General features: G+C 73.6%; 9 protein-coding genes and 2 pseudogenes. 6 read left to right on the forward strand and 5 right to left on the reverse strand.

What is annotated here, in order from left to right:
* Positions 1–523 precede the first annotated feature (523 nt).
* A complete protein-coding gene (locus Pflav_RS25230; protein ID WP_173038750.1) occupies positions 524–805 on the reverse strand; it encodes a hypothetical protein in 282 nt (93 codons plus the stop codon).
* A gap of 251 nt (positions 806–1,056) precedes the next feature.
* Between Pflav_RS25230 and Pflav_RS46200 the strand changes: the two genes are divergently transcribed.
* Both Pflav_RS46200 and Pflav_RS25240 read left to right on the forward strand, forming a co-directional pair.
* Positions 1,057–3,282, forward strand: coding sequence for a WG repeat-containing protein (locus tag Pflav_RS46200; protein ID WP_232071894.1), 2,226 nt, complete (start codon positions 1,057–1,059; stop codon positions 3,280–3,282).
* A gap of 13 nt (positions 3,283–3,295) precedes the next feature.
* Positions 3,296–4,294 carry an aldo/keto reductase family protein gene (locus tag Pflav_RS25240; RefSeq protein WP_173038752.1) on the forward strand — a complete coding sequence of 333 codons (999 nt, stop codon included), beginning with the start codon at positions 3,296–3,298 and terminating at the stop codon, positions 4,292–4,294.
* Between the two features lie 462 nt (positions 4,295–4,756).
* Here the strand turns inward: Pflav_RS25240 and Pflav_RS25245 are convergent, their stop codons facing one another.
* On the reverse strand, positions 4,757–5,545 hold the full coding sequence (locus Pflav_RS25245) for a site-2 protease family protein (RefSeq protein ID WP_173038754.1): 789 nt from the start codon (positions 5,543–5,545) through the stop codon (positions 4,757–4,759).
* On the reverse strand, positions 5,542–5,742 hold the full coding sequence (locus Pflav_RS25250) for a hypothetical protein (RefSeq protein ID WP_173038756.1): 201 nt from the start codon (positions 5,740–5,742) through the stop codon (positions 5,542–5,544). Before Pflav_RS25250 ends, Pflav_RS25245 begins: the two co-directional genes overlap by 4 nt.
* A gap of 95 nt (positions 5,743–5,837) precedes the next feature.
* Here Pflav_RS25250 and Pflav_RS25255 point away from each other — a divergent pair.
* The 3 genes and pseudogenes from Pflav_RS25255 to Pflav_RS25265 all read left to right on the forward strand — a co-directional run.
* Positions 5,838–7,535, forward strand: a pseudogene (locus tag Pflav_RS25255) (bifunctional adenosylcobinamide kinase/adenosylcobinamide-phosphate guanylyltransferase); the annotation flags it as partial.
* 11 nt (positions 7,536–7,546) lie between these two features.
* Positions 7,547–8,305 (forward strand): adenosylcobinamide-GDP ribazoletransferase, encoded by a 759-nt coding sequence (locus Pflav_RS25260; protein WP_377308093.1) that lies wholly within the window; start codon positions 7,547–7,549, stop codon positions 8,303–8,305.
* A 50-nt stretch (positions 8,306–8,355) separates the two neighbouring features.
* Entirely contained in the window at positions 8,356–9,291 is a 936-nt protein-coding gene (locus Pflav_RS25265) for a hypothetical protein (protein WP_173038759.1), read from the forward strand.
* Here Pflav_RS25265 and gcvT read toward each other — a convergent pair.
* Positions 9,288–10,384: pseudogene (gene gcvT / locus Pflav_RS25270) on the reverse strand (glycine cleavage system aminomethyltransferase GcvT). The gene Pflav_RS25265 and the pseudogene gcvT overlap by 4 nt on opposite strands.
* Before the next feature lie 81 nt (positions 10,385–10,465).
* On the opposite strand from gcvT, the gene Pflav_RS25275 reads away from it, so the two are divergent.
* Positions 10,466–12,025, forward strand: a complete 1,560-nt coding sequence (locus Pflav_RS25275) for a leucyl aminopeptidase (protein ID WP_173038761.1) — start codon at positions 10,466–10,468, stop codon at positions 12,023–12,025.
* 135 nt (positions 12,026–12,160) lie between these two features.
* Here the strand turns inward: Pflav_RS25275 and Pflav_RS25280 are convergent, their stop codons facing one another.
* Positions 12,161–12,487, reverse strand: a complete 327-nt coding sequence (locus Pflav_RS25280) for a hypothetical protein (protein ID WP_173038763.1) — start codon at positions 12,485–12,487, stop codon at positions 12,161–12,163.
* Positions 12,488–12,717 lie beyond the last annotated feature (230 nt).

Here is a 12,717-nt window from a genome sequence, read left to right on the forward strand (position 1 = left end):
GCAGCCGGGCCGCGCGCAGCCAGGCGGGTACGAGCAGCCAGCCGCGTACGACCAGCCCGGCAGGCACGAGCAGCCCGGCAGGCACGAGCAGCCAGGTGGCTACGACCAGCCGGGTGGGTATGAGCAGCCCGCCGCACGCGAGCAGGGTCACGCACAGCCGGCCACCGGCCGAGCGCAGCCGGGCCACGCCCAGCCGCCGGGCAACGCCCAGGGTCCGGGGTCGGGTCGCGGCCAGGTGCCGGGTCAGGGGCAGGGGACGGCTGCTGGTCGGGTCCCACCCGCGGCGGCCCCGCAGGCGCCACGCCTCGCCGAGCCGGCCAGGCGTGCCGAACCGCCACTCATCGAGTCCTCGCGGCCCGCGGTCGCCCCGTTCCCGGAGCCGGCCGGCCCGATGCGCTGGGTGCCGCCACCGACCTCCGGCGACCGTCCGCCGGCCGAGCGTGACCGCCCACCCACCGACCGCGGTGCCCAGCCACCCTCGGACCAGGACGGACCCACCGCCGAACGCGGCAGCCAGCCACCGTCAGACCGGGACCGACCCACCGCCGAACGCGGCAGCCAGCCGCCCTCGGAGCTGGACTGGCCGCCCACCGACCGCGGTAGCCAGCAGCCCTCGGACCGGGATCGCTCGCACGCCGACCGCGATGGCCAGCAGCCCGCCAACCGGGACCGATCGACCGCCGACCGCGATGGCCAGCAGCCCGCCGACCGGGACCGATCGACCGCCGAACGCGGCGGCCAGCCGCCGAGCGAGCGTGAAGCGGCCACGGTCCACGCTGGTCCCCGCCCGACCGCGAGTGGCCACCGGTCGACCGCGGCAGGCCACAGCCCGACAGCGGCACGACGCCCGCAGACCGCGAGTGGCCACCCGCCGATCGCGGCACGCCACCAGCCGAAAGCGACCGCCCACCCACAGACCGCGAGTGGCCTCCGGCGGATGCCGGCCAGCCCGCGGCCCGGCGCCATGACCCGGTGCCGGCCGACGAGGCTGGCTGGTTCACGCCTCCCAAGCCCTCGGCGCCGCCTGCGCCGCCGGAGGACACCGGAAAGGTGTCGATGGATCGCTCCGAAGTCGCCCCGGCACCTCTGGTCTCCCCCGCCCAGCCCGTGTCGCCGGCACCGGTGTCCGGCGTCCCGGTCTCGCCGGCAGCCGCGCTGGCCAGTCCGGTGTCCGCCCCACCCGGTGGCGGGCCCGACACCGGCCAGTGGCCCGGCACGGGCAGGCTCGACCAACGACCGGGTGGGAGCGGACCGACCGAAACCGGATCGGACGCCGGCACCTGGCCCGACGCGAGCAAGGCCGACCAGCGACCGGGCGAAAGCGGACCGACGGACGCCGGCGCCTGGCCCGACGCGGGCAAGGCCGACCAGGGACCGGGCGGGAACGGACCGACGGACGCCGGGCCGGACGCCGGCCAGTGGCCGGACGCGGGAGGCGCCGCCGGTATGCCGGGCCTGAGCGGAACGACCGAAGACGGGCCCGGCACGGCGGAGGCGTGGACGGACGCCGCCGAGTCGAACGGCGAGGCCTACACCGATGCGGAGGCGCGGGTCGACGTGCCAGGCGAGAATGCCGCGTCCCTGCGCCGTGACGAGACCGGCGCGGCGGACGCCTGGGACGAGCCGGCCGACCACAGCGGCGCAACCGGGCCGCCGGCGCCTGACGGGCCGGAGGCCGAGCAGGAAAGCGGCGACCCAGGAGCGGCGGCCGGCGGCGACGACTCGGATGCCGATCCTTCGGACACGGTGGACGGGCCGATCGCGGAAGCGAGCCCGGACACGGTCCTCCCCGCCCCCGCCGGTCCCGCCGCGGGTACGGCCACCGCGTTGCGGGCGCCCACCATGCTCGCGCCGCTCGTGCCCGTCGTGCCGCGCGACGGTGCCGCGAAGGGCGACGCCGGCGACAAGGCGGGCGCCGGTGGGCCGCAGCCGGGTGGCGATGCCGACGACGAGGCGGGCGAGGCCGCTGACAACGCGCCGGATCCGGAGCAGGTGCTCGCGTCGTACGAGTGGCGCTTCCACCACGAGACGCTGCGCGAGCTTGTGGAAAACCCGGAGGAGCTACGGGAGATCCGCGACCGGCTGACCGAGAAGCTGGAGCCGGCCACGGACAACCGCGCGCGGGCGCGCCTGCTCAGCCTCCGCGCCGTGGTCTCCCGCATCCTCGGCGACCTGGGCAAGGCGCTGTCGGACGGCAAGCTGGCGCTGGCCCACGCGGAAGCCACCGGCGAGCTGCGCCGGATCGCGATCGCGCAGGCGCGGCTGGCGCACGTACTTCAGTGGCGGGGTGACTTCGCCGAGGCGGACCGGCTCTTCGAGGAGGCCAACTCCTCCGAGCTGCCCGACCGGCTGCGCGCCACGATGCACGAGCACGCTGGGCGGTCCAGCTACGACCAGGGCCGGTACATGGAGGCGTGCAACCACTTCGAACGCGCTCTGGAGCTGCGCAAGGTCGAGGACCCGGACCTCATCGCGCGTACCGAGCTCGCTCTCGACGCGGTCTTCGCCAAGGTGGCGGAGAACGGGTGGGGGCCGTACCCCCGTACCAAGGACGAGATCCTCCAGATCCACCGGCCGCCGGCCCCGACGTTCCACGACCGGGTGCAGCGCTGGGGGTACGCGAACGCGGAGGGCGAGTTCGTCGTGCCGCCGGAGTACGCGGACGTGCAGCCCTTCCGCGACCAGGTGGCCTGGGTACGCCGCCCGGAGGCGCAGACCTGGGAGCTGATCGACGAGCAGGGGCAGCAGCTCATCACCGCCTCGGCCGGCTACTTCGGGGTCGGCTCGTTCTCGGACGGGCTGGCCTGGGTGTCCCGCGACGGCGCCGGCGGCTGGATCGCGATCGACAAGAGCGGCCGCATCGTCATCTCCGAGGGCTTCGACGACGTACGCCCGTTCCGGCGGGGCATCGCGGCGGTGCGCAAGGGTGGCTGGGGCGCGGTGGACAAGACCGGCAAGGTCGTGCTGCCGACCCGCTTCTCCGGGTTCGCGACCGCGCTCACGGACGGCCGGTACGTGGACGGCTTCACCGACGAGGGTCTGGCCATCGTGGACGGTGGTGGCCGCAAGGGCGTGGTGGACAAGGCCGGCCGGCTGATCGTGCCACCGGTACACCCAGCGGTGGTCATCCATCCCGTGGCGTTCCTGGTCGGCAACGGCAACGGCCAGTGGGGCGCCCTCGACCGCCGCGGCGAGCCGCTGATCGCCCCCGTGCACCCCAGCCGCGGCGACGTGATGGACGAGATTGATCGACTCCTCGCGGATACCAAGCCAGTCCTGTAGATAGGGTCTGACCATGGAGTTCCGTCACCTTGGCCGCTCCGGGATGCTCGTCAGCGAGATCTCGTACGGCAACTGGGTCACCCACGGCTCACAGGTCGAGGAAGATGCGGCGGTCGCGTGCGTGCGGGCCGCCCTCGACGTGGGCATCACCACCTTCGATACCGCCGACACGTACGCAGGCACCCGCGCCGAGGCCGTCCTCGGCCGCGCGCTCAAGGGCGAGCGCCGCGAGGGTCTCGAGATCTTCACGAAGGTCTTCTGGCCCACCGGCCCGGGGCCGAACGACCGCGGCCTCTCCCGCAAGCACATCATGGAGTCGATCAACGGCTCGCTGCGCCGGCTCCAGACCGACTACGTCGACCTCTACCAGGCGCACCGGTTCGACGTGGCCACGCCGCTCGAGGAGACGATGGAGGCGTTCGCCGACGTCGTGCACTCGGGCAAGGCGCACTACATCGGCGTATCGGAGTGGAACGCGGAGCAGATCCGCGCTGGGCACGCGCTGGCCCGTGAGCTGAAGATCCACCTGGTGTCGAGCCAGCCGCAGTACTCGATCCTCTGGCGGGTCATCGAGTCCGAGGTCGTGCCGATGTGCGAGGAGCTCGGCGTCGGCCAGATCGTGTGGTCGCCGATCGCGCAGGGCGTGCTCACCGGCAAGTACCTGCCGGGCCAGCCGCCGCCGGCCGGGTCGCGGGCCACGGACGACAAGTCGGGTGCGGGCTTCATCGCGCGGTTCATGAGCGACGAGGTGCTCACCACCGTGCAGCGGCTCAAGCCGATCGCCGAGGGCACCGGCCTCACGATGGCGCAGCTCGCGATCGCCTGGGTGCTGCAAAACCCGAACGTCTCCTCCGCGATCGTCGGCGCCACCCGCCCCGAACAGGTGCACGACAACGCGAAGGCGGCCGGCGTGAAGCTGGACGCCGACGTGCTGAAGGCGATCGACGAGGTGGTCAACCCCATCGTCGAGCGCGACCCGGGCAAGACCGCACAGGTCGCCCGCCGCCCCTGAACGGCGCTCAGCCGCAACAGCCGGTGCGGTGCGCGACCACGAGAGGTTCTGGGGCAAGGACGGCGGGTCGTCCTTGCCCCAGAACCTTTAGAGCAGGGGGTCACTGGGGCGTCCACGTTCTCTTCTGGATCCAGCCCACGACGGAGATTCGAGCTACCGCGACGCTCGCGGTGGTCCGGACCGCTGCTCCCGCGGCCTCACCCTCCGCGGCACACAACCACACCCCCTTCTGGGGCACCCGGCGGCGGGCCTGCGGCCCGGTAGGGCTCCGGACCGGGGCGCACCACCGCCCACCCACCCCGCCCGCAGACAAGCCCACGCCGCTGCGCGGCGATCAACCCCAGCACGTACCAAGATCCCGACAAAATCCCTGATTTTGCTGCCTCAGCAGCAACGGGACCCAGCAAAATCAGGGATTTTGCTGGGTCCAGCCGGAAGCGGCGAAGTCTCTGGAGCCTCGCTTTACGACCAGAAGCGGATCAATGCGAAGCCGTCGTCCCTGAGCCACTCGGGGAGGCCGAAAACGTTGCCTACCGCGTTTACCCCGCCGAAGAACCAGCCGGAGATGCGCGGGTTCCACAGCAGGGCGAAGAGCAGGATGAAGCCGTACGGCGCGAGGATGTCGTAGCCCCGCTTCCACTGCGGCGAGAGCCACGGCTGGATGATGTTGCCGCCGTCGAGGCCCGGCACCGGCAGCAGGTTGAGCACGCTGGCGGTGAGCTGGAGGAAGCAGAGCAGCGCGACCGCCGCCCAGAAGTCGTGATGCGCGAAGGCGTCGACGCCGACCGCGAACGGGATCACCAGCAGCAGCGCGAAAACCACATTCGTCGCCGGGCCGGCGAAGCTGACGAGCGTGTGCCGCAGCCGTCCGGGTATCTCGTGCCGGTCGATCCACACCGCGCCGCCCGGCAGGCCGATGCCGCCGAGCAGTACGACCACCACGGGCAGCACGATCGAGAGCAGCGGGTGGCTGTACTTGAGCGGGTTGAGCGTCAGGTAGCCGCGGTGCGCCACGTTGCGGTCGCCGGCCATGAAGGCGACGACCGCGTGCGCGTACTCGTGCAGGCAGAGCGAGACAAGCCAACCCGAGACCACGAAGAGGAAGACGTCGAGGCGGACGTTGCCGAACTCGATCCAGGTCATCCAGCCGCTGGTCAAGAACAGAGCGACAAGGCACAGGAACACCACGCTCGGCCGAAAGGCCTCCCGCGGGATACCCGACACGACAGCCCCTCTGCGACTCGCGGTCATTCCGCGCTCGGCAGCAGGCTCATCTTGTACTCGACGCGCTCGTCCTCGGTCAGGATCACCGAGGTCACGCCGGCGGTGGCCAACTCGCGCCAGGTCTGGCCGATCCAGGACTCGGCGTCGGCCTGGCTGCCGAACTGCTCGGCCGGCCCGACCACCGCCCGCCCGTCCGTGCCTTCGTACCGCCAGCTCCACGGCATCTCTCGGGCCCTCCCGTTTTCGACGAAACCCCACGAACCCCCGCCAGCCTAGTGCCCCACCGACAGGGTTCAGGCAGCCGATCTAAGGTACGACCATGTCCGTTGAGGGATGGCGTACCGCACTGGTTCTCGGTGGCATCCGATCAGGCAAGTCGGAGTTCGCCGAGTCGCTGGTGGGCAAGGCGCCCGTTGTCCGTTATGTGGCGACCGGTACGTCCAATGACGACGACCCGGAGTGGACCGCACGCATCGAGGCGCACCGCGAGCGGCGGCCTGGTTCGTGGGTCACCGAGGAGGTCGGGCCCGACCCGGCCCAGCTCGTCGAGCTGATCGCCGCGGCCGAGCCGGAGGAGACCCTGCTCGTCGACGACCTCGGCGGCTGGGTGACCGGGCGGCTGCCGGAGGGCGGCCGGCCCGACGCGCTCGCCGACGCGGTACGGGGCTGCCGCGCCCGGCTTGTCGTGGTCAGCTCCGAGGTGGGGCTCTCGCTCGTACCGACCACGAAGGTGGGGCGGGCGTTCGCGGACGCGCTCGGCGCGGCAAACCGGGCGGTCGCCGAGGTGAGCGACGCGGTCGCGCTTGTCGTGGCCGGACAGCCGAGCTGGCTCAAGCTCGACGCCGCCAACGCGCGGCCGATCCCGCTGCCCGAGGTGATCACGCCGGTAGCCGCCGCCGTGCCGGTCAACGGCTCTACGCCGGCACCGAGCGAGGCGCCGCTGCCGACCGAGGCACCGGCCCCGGCCGACGCGCTCACCGCGCCCACGATGACGCTCCCCATGATCGCTACCGGACTGGTGATCCAGCCGGGCATGGACCTGCCGATGCCGGACGAGTACGCCGGTCCGCAGGCCACCGACCGGCTCGCCACGCTCGACTTCGCCGGTGCCGGGCTCGGCGCGCTGGCCGACGTGGTGTCGTTCGCGGCGGGCACCCAGGGAGTCGCCGTACCCGTGCCGTGGGCGTCGGTGCGCGTACTCCTGCTGCATGGTGACCACACCGGCGGCGCGGCGGCGGGAACGACGGCGGGTGAGTCGACCCGGCGGGCCGAGGCGGCGCGGGCCGGCGAGGGCGCGCTGGCGCGCCTCGCCGCGGAGGCCGGCGCGAGCCTCCAGGTCGTGCGGGCGCCGCTCGCGGCGCCGATCGAGTACGGTCCGGCGCTCACCGCGGACGAGGTGGAGTCGGCGCTGCGGTACGGCTGGCGGCTCGCCGAGGAGGCCGTCGACTCCGGGGTCGAGATGATCGTGCTGGCGGCCTGTGGCAGCGGTACCGAGGCCGCGGCGGCGGCCGTGCTCGCGGCTGGTGCCGGCGCCGAGCCGTCCACCGTGCTGGCCCGGGTCGTCACGCCGGGCGGGCGGATCGACGACGCGTCCTGGATGGCCCGCTGCGCGGCGGTACGGGACGCGATGCACCGCACCCGGGAGAGCCCGCGCGGCGCCAAGGACATCCTCGCCGAGCTCGGCGGCGGCGACATCGCGATCGCCGCGGGCGTCCTGCTCGGCGCGACCGCCCGCCGCACGCCGGTGCTGCTCGACGGCCCGGTCGGCGTGGCCGCCGCGATCGCGAGCCGCGACCTGGCCGGCCAGGCGCGCCACTGGTGCCTGCTGCCCGACCACGGCGGCAACCCCGCGGTCAAGCTCGCCGCCGACGTGCTCGGCCTCAAGCCGCTGCTCGACCTCCGCCTCGACCTGGGCGAGGGTGCCACGTCGCTGGCCGCGCTCCCGCTGCTGCGGGCCGCGGTGAGCCTGGGCGTCTCGCTGCCCGCGCACCCGGCGGCACCTGAGCCCGAGGTGGCCGCCTCCTGACCGTGTGGTGGGCGGGGGTCCGGCTGGCCGTCACGACGTTCACCGTCCTGCCCGTGCGGGCGGGGCGGATCGACCGGGCCGCGGCCGGCGCGGCGATGTCGCTCGCCGCCGGTGTGGGCGCGGCCCTCGGCGCGGTGCTGGCCGGCGCGCTCCTCGTGCTGGCGGCGGCCGGCGCGCCGCCGCTGGTCGCCGGCGCGGTCACGGTCGCGCTGGGTGCGCTGCTCACGCGCGGCCTGCACCTGGACGGGCTGGCCGACACGGCGGACGCGCTCGGCTCGTACCGCTCCGGCCCGGCCGCGCTCGACATCATGAAGAAGCCGGACGTCGGCCCGTTCGGCGTGGCCACCCTCGTGCTCGCGCTCCTCGTGCAGGCCGCCGCGCTGGCCGCGCTCCCCGACCGCCCCTGGCACGCCACGCTCGCCTCGGTGGTCACCGCCACGGCCGTCGGCCGCCTCGCCGCCACTTGGGCCTGCCGGCGCGGTGTCCCGGCGGCCCGCCCAGAGGGGCTGGGCGCGCTCGTCGCCGGCACGGTAGGGCCGATCCCGCTCGCCGTCGGCACGGCCGCCGTCGTGGTCGTGGCCGCCGCCGCGGTGCCCGGCCGCCCGTGGCAGGGTCCGGTCGCCGCCGTCGCGGCCCTCGCCGTCGCGCTCGTGCTCACCCGCCACGTGGTACGCCGTGTGGGCGGTATCACCGGGGACGTCCTCGGCGCCGCTATCGAGGTGACCACCACGCTCACGTACGTGGGTTTGGTGCTGGACTGAGCGTGGCGCGGGACGGACGGCGGGACGGGTAGCGGGTAACGTTCTTGGGCGTGGGAGAGCCCGACGACGCGCTGATCCTGCCCGTTCCCGAAGCGGTGTCGGCCACCTATCTGGTGCCCGTCGCGACCCCGCCCGACGAGCCCGCGGCGCTTGCCGACCTGGGCGCCAGGGCAGTCGATCGCGTGGTGTCCGGGCCGGCCCGCGACCTGGCCAAGCAGATGCTCGCCGGGCCGCTCATGACGATCGAGGTGCGCGAGGTCGACGACCTGCTGCCGCTACCGCTCGACCTGCTGTCCGCGTTCGGCGCGGACGAGGGTCAGGTGGGGCGGGTGGCGGAGGCGCGGCACGTGATCACCGTTAGCGCCGGCTTCCGGCCCGGCTGGCCGCCCGCGCACGAGTGGAGTGCTCGCGCGGTCGCCGCCGGGCTCGCCGGGGCACTGGGCGCCGACCTGATCGACGCGTTCCAGACGCAGGTGCTCACGGTCGACGCGGCGCTGCGCTCGCTGCCCGACGCCGAGGGGCGGGTGCGGCTCACCGACTGGATCCTGATTCCGTACTCGCCGGGTGACATGCCGGGCGAGGGCATGTGGTTCACGACCAAGGGCCTGGGCCGGTTCGGCCTGCTGGAGCTACAGACGCACGACGTGCCGCCGCAGCTGACCCGCGGCTGGGGCGCGACGCTCACCGGCGTGGCGCGGCGGCTGCTGCGCACGTGGAGCGACGCGCTGGAGCCGCCCGGCGAGCCGGCGTTCCTGCCGTTTCCGGCCACGGTGACGGTGACCGGCCACGACATCGCGGTGGCGTATGGCGCGCCGCCGGAAAAGGGCTCCGACCGCGCCGCTGAGCTGTCGCTCACGCTCGACCCGAGCCCCAACCCGGACGCCGACTCGTTCCTGACCGTCGCGCCGCCTGAGCACTACCAGGGTTCGCCGGGGACGTACTACACGCGCGTCTGCGCCACCCTCTTCGGCGATCCGGTCCGCTAGGCGCGCACCTGCGGCTTCACGAAAGGCGGCTTGACCACCCGCATCCGTGACCGGCGGCCGCGCACGTCGACCTCCACCTCGGCGCCGTCGGCCAGTCCGGCGGCGGTGTCGAGGAGCGCGAGCCCGACGCCGAGCTTGCGGGTCGGTGAGAACGTACCGCTGGTCACCTCGCCGACCTCGTCGTCGCCGACGAGCACCCGCATGTGCGGGCGCGGGATGCCGCGGTCGAGCGCCTCAAGCCCGCGCAGGGTACGCCGCGGGCCGGCCGCCTTCTCGGCGAGCAGCGCTTCGCGCCCCCAGAACGCCGGCTTGTCCCAGCCCACCGCCCACCCCACCCTGCCCTGTAGCGGCGTGATCTCCGGGCTGAGGTCCTGGCCGTGCAGCGCGTACCCCATCTCGGTACGCAGCGTGTCCCGGGCACCGAGCCCGCACGGCCGGAGCCCCAGCTCCGCCCCGGCGGCGAAGAGCCGGTCCCACACCTCGACCGCCCGCGCGGCCGGCACGACCAGCTCGTACCCGTGCTCGCCGGTATACCCCGTACGGCACACCACCAGGTCGTCGACGGTCGCGAAGCTCATGTAGCCGTGGTCGGCGGGCAGCCCGAGCGCGGCGACCGCCTCAGCCGAGCGCGGGCCCTGCACGGCGAGCACCGCGTACCCCTCGTGCTCGTTGGTGACCGTGACCGAGGGCGGTGCCGCCGCCTGGAGACGGCGCACGACCTCGGCGGTGTTGGCCGCGTTCGGGATGAGGAAGACGTGGTCGTCGGCGTGCAGGTACGCGATGATGTCGTCGATCGTCCCGCCGGTGGCCTCGTCGCAGCAGAGCGTGTACTGCGCCCGGCCCGGCCCGATCCGCCCGAGGTCGTTGGTGAGGCAGGAGTTGACGAAGTCGGCCGCGCCCGGCCCGGTCACCCGTGCCTTGCCAAGGTGGGAGACGTCGAAAACGCCGACCGCCTCGCGCACCGCCGTGTGCTCCCGCAGCACGCCTCCCCCGCGTACTCCAGGGGCATCTCCCAGCCACTGAACGCGGCGAACTTGGCGCCGAGCGCGACGTGCCGCTCGTGCAACGGCGAACACCGTAGCGGTTGAGTCATGGGTGGGAACTTACCCAAGGTTCACTGTGTGGTTAGCATCGGCGGGACACCAGCCAGCGCGAGACCCGCCGGAGCCGCCGAGTGACCTCCCCGATCCCGACCCTGAGCCTGGTCGACACCGATCCAGCAGAGCTTGCCGTCGATGCCATCGTCATCGGCGTGCACAGTTTGAACGGAGACGTGGCCGACGGGGACGGCGGCAGCCTTCTGCTGGCCAGCGGCGCGGAAAGCATCGTCGCGGCCTTCGACGGGCGGCTCACCGGCACGCTCGCGCTGCTCGGCGCCACCGGCGCGCCTGGCGAGGTGACCAAGCTGGCCACGCTCGGCACGATCACCGCGCCGGTCGTGGCCGCCGTCGGCCTCGGCCCGGAGCCCACCGGTGCCGCACCGCCGCCGGAGACGCTGCGGCGGGCGAGCGGCGCGTCGATCCGCGCGCTCGCCGGCGCGGGCACGGTCGCGCTGAGCCTGCCGCTCCCGGACGACGAAGACGCACCCGCTGCGGTGCGCGCCGTCGCCGAGGGCGCGCTGCTGGGCGCATACCGCTTCGCCGGGTACAAGACGAAGCCGCAGCCGGGCCGCCGGGCACCGGTCGGCGCGGTGGTCGTACACGTGCCGGACGCGGCGGAGGCGACCGCCGAGGCCGAGGTCACCCGCGCGGCGGTGGTGGCACAGGCGGTCGCGCAGACCCGCGACTGGGTCAACACCCCGCCGAACGAGCTGCGCCCGCCCGCGTTCGCCGACGCGGTCGCGGCCGCCGGTCGCGAGGCCGGGCTCGAGGTCGAGGTGCTCGACGAGGACGCGCTGCGCGAGGGCGGGTACGGCGGCATCCTCGCCGTCGGGCTGGGCTCCTCGGCGCCGCCTCGACTGGTGCGGCTGTCGTACACGCCGCCTGAGTTCGACAAGCGCGTGGCCCTGGTCGGCAAGGGGATCACCTTCGACACGGGCGGCTTCTCGATCAAGCCGGCGCAGGGCATGTGGGAGATGAAGTCCGACATGGCCGGCGCCGCCGCGGTCACCGCCGCGATGCTCGCGGTCGCCGCGCTGCGGCCGTCGGTGGCCGTCACGGCGTACGTGCCGATCGCGGAGAACATGGCCTCGGCGACCGCCTACCGGCCCGGCGACGTGGTGACGATGCGCAACGGCAAGCGGGTCGAGGTGCTCAACACCGACGCCGAGGGCCGCATGATCCTCGGCGACGCGATTGCCCGGGCCTGCGAGGACGGGTGTGACTACCTCTTCGAGACGTCGACGCTGACCGGCGGCCAGGTGGTGGCGCTGGGCAAGCGGATGGCCGGCGTGATGGGCACTCCCGAGCTCTGCGACCGGGTGAAGGCGGCCGGCGAGCAGGTGGGCGAGCCCGCGTGGCCGATGCCGCTGCCGGAGGACGTACGCAAGGGCATGGACTCCGACGTCGCCGACATCTCCCAGGTCAACGCGGCCATGGACCGGGCCGGGCACATGCTCCAGGGCGGCGTGTTCCTGCGCGAGTTCGTGACTGACGACGTGCCGTGGGCGCACATCGACATCGCCGGCCCGAGCTACAACTCGGGCGAGCCGACCGGCTACCTGGCCAAGGGCGGCACGGGCGTACCGGTGCGCACGCTGCTCGCGCTGATCGACGACATCGCCTCGGCTGGCTGAACGAGCCGCTCACCCCCGGCCGCGTAGCCGGCCGGGGTTTGGCTTGTGAACCGCGAAGGGCGAGGCCGCGGGAGCAGCGGTCCGGACCACCGCGGACGTCGCGGTAGCTCAGATCTCTGTCCTGGAATTGATCCTCTAGGCGCCGGCGGCGCGCTTGCGGCGCTCGTTGAAGTCGCGCATGCGCTGCGGGTATCCGACCAGCGCCACGTCGTAGATCGGGATCGCCAGGCGGTGGGCGAACCGCCGGGCACCCTCGGGGCTGTCGATGCGCCGCCGGGTCCACTCGCCGTCATGGGCGATGAGGAGCACGGTCGTCTCGGTCACCGTGGTGCGCGGCTCGATGAAAGCCTCGACGCCACGACGCGACCGGACGAACTCCTCAAGGTGCTCTAGATCGGCACGATTCGCCCCGCGCTGACCCGGCGCGCCGCCCGAATCCTTGCGCCGACGAAACCAGGCCACCGGCTCTCTCCTTCCACGTCCTCATCGACGAATGCGGCAAGCGTACGTCCCGGGGGCCAATGACGTCCGGCCCGACGTGCGCCGCGACGAGGGTGTACGGAACCGCCCCCGGAACGCAAGTAAGGCCCGGAGACGTGTCGTTGGGCACCTCGGTGGCGCGCTATGTACCGGCAAGTGACAAGATGGCCGGGGATTCACAGCTGCGCCTGACCTCCCGTCAGGCGAGGATC

Source organism: Phytohabitans flavus (assembly GCF_011764545.1).
GTDB lineage: Bacteria > Actinomycetota > Actinomycetes > Mycobacteriales > Micromonosporaceae > Phytohabitans > Phytohabitans flavus.

Excerpts from the sequence above, each read along its gene's own strand:
- Pflav_RS46200 (WP_232071894.1), top strand. The coding sequence starts at position 1,057 with ATGGATCGCTCCGAAGTCGCCCCGGCACCTCTGGTCTCCCCCGCCCAG.
- Pflav_RS25240 (WP_173038752.1), top strand. The coding sequence starts at position 3,296 with ATGGAGTTCCGTCACCTTGGCCGCTCCGGGATGCTCGTCAGCGAGATC.
- Pflav_RS25245 (WP_173038754.1), bottom strand. The coding sequence starts at position 5,545 with ATGACCGCGAGTCGCAGAGGGGCTGTCGTGTCGGGTATCCCGCGGGAG.
- Pflav_RS25250 (WP_173038756.1), bottom strand. The coding sequence starts at position 5,742 with ATGCCGTGGAGCTGGCGGTACGAAGGCACGGACGGGCGGGCGGTGGTC.